Source organism: Acinetobacter sp. (genome assembly GCF_041911495.1).
In the GTDB taxonomy this organism is placed as follows: Bacteria; Pseudomonadota; Gammaproteobacteria; order Pseudomonadales; family Moraxellaceae; genus Acinetobacter.
In genome coordinates, this window is record NZ_JAYROT010000012.1 from 1 (window position 1) to 4,385 (window position 4,385).

Below are 4,385 nucleotides of genomic sequence, written 5' to 3' on the forward strand. Positions count from 1 at the left end.
GCGATAGTTGGTGTTTTAAGGAGATAATCGTCATCGGCTTCATGGTTGATGAGAGAAGAGTTTGGTGACGATTATCTGATCATAAATGGAGCCATTTTTCTATCTGAAATAAAGACTTATCTCTTAAGATCCTGTCTATGAGCAATGTTAGGTTCTGCAACTTCGCCATCACGATGCCGTCTGACCCGGCCAGCCATTTGGATGATCGAGCGAAATGAAGAGGGTTCAATGACAGCCCAATCAAAATCATGGTCGCGCCCCACTTCTTCTACAGGCGTAGCAACCAAAATAAAAATCAGGTTTTTGGTTTTACAATTATCTAAGTGGCCTCGAATCACTGAATGGCTAAATGCGACAGGTAATTTCCCTTCTTTTTCTTTACGCTTCAATACTTGATCGAGATGTTTTTCTTGCTCGTTGCGTAGTAGTAGTACTTGCTGGCTGTGATAAGCCATACAACGAATTTCGGTATTTTCAGGCCACTCGCAACCGAGCAGATATTGAGTTAATTGCACACAGGGTTGAATATTCGCAACCCGAACAACACCAAACGAAACTTGAATTTGGCTTTGTGGATCAACGGTAAAATGTTGCTGATGTTTCGACGAAATCGCTTGTTTTACATGCTCAAAGAACTGTTTTTCGACAGGCAAATCTGGTTGTTTGAGACAAGGAATAATTTCGGCTTTGCGTTTGGCGGGCTGCTGATTGAGCTTATCCACTCGCTTGTTAATAAAGTTTTGCCCAAACGCCTGATATGCATCTAAGTCACTATCACAACTGCCAACTAACTCGGTATGCGTGTTGAATTCATCGACATAAACACAGTTAATGCTTGGCACTCGATCACGACTAGCGGCAAAGACAGCCCAACCTTGGCGATAGGCGTTGTATAAACCAAGCGCTAGATCAGGTGGAATCGTCGCCGATGAAATCATAACCTTGCGCCCAAGCATACCGGCCAAGTGGATCAATCGACCGATAGCAATCAGATCGTCGCCTGTAAAATCATCGATTTCATCAATCACCAAATCAGAAGACATTAAGCGCAAGCAAGGTAAAATATAGCGCCCACCCCGTTTGGTTTCGGTCGCGCCCATGATGTGGTCAATAGTGCAAGCCAGCACTGGAGCATAAAGTAGTTTTCTATCTTTTTCCTTGGTAAGAACGGTGGTTAATTCTTCTTCTGGTAACACGCCTTGCCAATGTAGTTCATCACATTCATCTTGTAGGCTTTCCAGAGATTCAGATCCAAGCTCGGCTTGCTCAATTTCTTTCTCGTCTTTATCTATTTGTTTTCCAGACCGTTGATGCAGCTCATAAATGGCTTTTGAACCTATTAATACAGACAAATCACTCTCTTTTAACTGAAGTCGCTGTCTGTATTCATCGCCTGTTTGCAAAGTCAGCGTGCGCAAACCTAACGCCAAAATAAAGCGCAAACTTTGCCCATCGACAGAGAGTGCTTGCATGATCTTGGCGTTCGCCATGGTTTTACCGCAACCTGTGCTAGCCATGTTGACCACAAAATAACCTTGGCTTTTATCTTCTGTTTGCTCTCGCCACTGCTGAATTTTGCTCACTGCTTTGTCTTGCCAGCGAAATGCTTTGGGCGTGTCAGCTTTTGGCGATAATTCATCTAATTCTGTTGCTTTAAGTGGTTCTGATTCAAAAAAAGGCAGCAATTTAACGGTATTAATCGCCACCTTAGCCACATTGACTAAGTGTTCATCCAGCTTTTGTTTTAAGGCTTTCGTTTGAGAGTCGGTGTTGGCATACAGCTCGATTGACGTTTGCCATTGTGGGTCGTTTGCTTGTGAAGAATAGAAGTGATCACCTAACATCAAACACAGCCGTGCATGATGCAAAATCACACGCCAACTGCCATCACGCATGGCTTGTTCAATTAAGGGCAAATGATGAAGTAGATCTTTCGCCCTACGTTGTAGTTCTGCAAGCCAATTTTGAGAATAGGAAAGTAAACCCAAAGGAAATTCTAGGCATTTTGGCAATAACTTGTTGTAGTCTTCAAATTGGTTTTTATATCCCCAATCTTGAGTGATCTTACCGAGCAGGTCAGCTAACTCATGATTATTTTTATCTCGTTGTAAGTCACAGGCATTCTGATCTTTCGGCAACGGTAATCGATGGTGCGATACAATCAGCCAAGCAATTAGCGACGCAGCAGTTGGTAATTCGGTTAACGGTGTCTCTTGTTGTAATACGTTGAGATCAAATCGTGACTCGTCGATGCCTTCATGAATGATTGAATTTAACCACTCAGCATCGAGCTTTTCGCTCGCTACACTGATTACATACTGGTGAAACAGCAGACAAGATACCCATTCATGACGCAACGGGTCACCCTTATGTTTATTCTTTATCTCTGGATCTAATTTTTCCTGAAACAGTAATGACGCTTTACCCCAATCGTGTAAAAGTGCAGCCATGGCAGCAAGAGCTTTAATGATAGGGAGATATTTCCAATCACTTTCATATTCACTGTTTAATAGATCTTTTTCGGTGCTATTCACCGGCACATGCCCTTCCAAATTGAATTTCTTTTTATTTCCCACCACCCATAAAATTTGGCTGCGTGAACGAGAGCGGATCCAATGACAACTGACGGCCGTGCTGCGGCTTGCCGTTTTGCGTAACATGCGTTTGACGGTCTCAAGCCCGTCTTCCGTAATCAGGGTTTGCCATGTGTTATCACCAATTCGGTTGGCGAATGCATCTAATACACGACGGGTCTTTTTCAGCGCATTCTTTTCACATTGAGAAACAAACGTGACCATCATAAGTTTTGTTCCTCAATTTGCTCTGCGGTGTAATTTTGCAACGCAATGCTTTTGACGGTATCAAACATATAATCGAGTGCTTTATGGTCGGTAAATGCTTGCAGTATTTGCTGGCGAAACTCTTGTTCTGTGGCATCTTCTTTTGCGCAAATAAATGCCCACGGAAGCACTAACGCATCTTTGATTAAATCAGCCACGTCGAACACCAATGCGCCTCGACGAGTTTTCCCGTGCATCACGGCAAACCCGTGCGGAATACCTAACACCCATAAGCAGCAGGCGGCCAAACCATAGGCGAGATAATTGCCGTGATTGAGAAAATCATTGGCTTTATCGGTGGATTGATGTTGACGTGAAAATTTATCTGAACCAGTGTTGTTCGATGCAAATCGATATAACACTTTGGTCAATTGTGCTTCGGTGAGTAATAAATCTGATTGCTTGGTGGCTTGTTCAGTGCGGGAATGAAATGTCGTTAATGCCAATTGAATTTGCTGATCACTAAAAACGAAACCTTCGGCTTTTAACTCGCGATCATCTGACCAAACTTGTTGTAAATATGCAATTCGTTGCTGTTGAAACGTCTTCGCTGCGGCAAGTCGCTGTTCATCATTAAACCAAAAACTAAGCCAACCTTGCAGATATTCCGTCGGGCGATATTCACTTTGCGGTGTAAACCACTCAACTTCGGTTGCCATGTGTAACGGAGAGCCACCACCACCGCAGAAACCGACAAGTACACCTGCTTGCGAGAGCATTCTCATTGCAGCTTGAGTAATTGATGTTCCATTACCAAGTAACAACACGGTTGTATTTGCTATCGGGATATTAAAATAGAGATTCTCTTTATCCGCTTCCGTCAAATAAAGTACTCGACCATCTTTTTGCATGACGCGGCAATATTCAAGGTAATACAAATTCGCTCGTTTTGAGTGCAATATCATTTTTAGATCGGAAGGGGCTAAATCATCCATCGGTGAGGCTCCGTTTATTATCCCTGCTGAAATTATTTATCAGACTTACTTACATCTTCCAGACCTGTACAAATCCTCAGGTTAACTGAGATTACCTTCCAGCACATAAAATCGGGTTAGCTGTTAAAAAGCCACTGTTTGATGTCATCTCGGTTTACCAACACCAGTTGTTGCGCTTCAGGTTTACCATCCAGATATTTGGTGTTGACTTGCATATCTTTGAGCAAATAATCAGCAAGCGCGGCGCGTGTTGAAATATGAAGTTGGCCGTCTTCCATCTGGAAGTCGTGTGCTAATACTTGGCTTTGTGCAGCACTGAGACGGGGATCAGGCGATAAAATCAGGGTTACATTGGTTTGCCAAGCCACATCTTGCTCAATGGAATAAGGCGATGGCCCTTCAACTTGCACCTCTTCTCGGAAGCGGCTTAGCACGAAATCACGATATGCCTTCGCTTTCTCGCAATAGCCCCTGACATGAAAACGAGATCCGGCTTTAACAATGCTATGGGGGCTGAAAATACGGCCTTCTTCTTCAGGGTTTGAGAGCGAAATGTAGTTCACATCTATTCGTAATCGCTGCTGTATTGCCTGAACTAATGCGGCAACAA

At 43.4% G+C, this 4,385-nt stretch carries 3 protein-coding genes; all 3 read right to left on the reverse strand.

Annotated features, from left to right (window positions below; genetic code table 11):
* Positions 1 to 116: 116 nt before the first annotated feature.
* Complete coding sequence (gene cas3f, locus ACE3PQ_RS01190) at positions 117 to 2,801, reverse strand: type I-F CRISPR-associated helicase Cas3f (protein ID WP_374294467.1); 2,685 nt, start codon at positions 2,799 to 2,801, stop codon at positions 117 to 119.
* Positions 2,798 to 3,775 (reverse strand): type I-F CRISPR-associated endonuclease Cas1f, encoded by a 978-nt coding sequence (cas1f, locus tag ACE3PQ_RS01195; RefSeq protein ID WP_374294469.1) that lies wholly within the window; start codon positions 3,773 to 3,775, stop codon positions 2,798 to 2,800. The genes cas3f and cas1f overlap by 4 nt, the downstream gene beginning before the upstream one ends.
* Before the next feature lie 116 nt (positions 3,776 to 3,891).
* Positions 3,892 to 4,385: WYL domain-containing protein (locus ACE3PQ_RS01200; protein ID WP_374294471.1), on the reverse strand; the 494-nt coding region annotated here is incomplete at its 5' end.

Excerpts from the sequence above, each read along its gene's own strand:
- cas3f (WP_374294467.1), bottom strand. The coding sequence starts at position 2,801 with ATGATGGTCACGTTTGTTTCTCAATGTGAAAAGAATGCGCTGAAAAAG.
- cas1f (WP_374294469.1), bottom strand. The coding sequence starts at position 3,775 with ATGGATGATTTAGCCCCTTCCGATCTAAAAATGATATTGCACTCAAAA.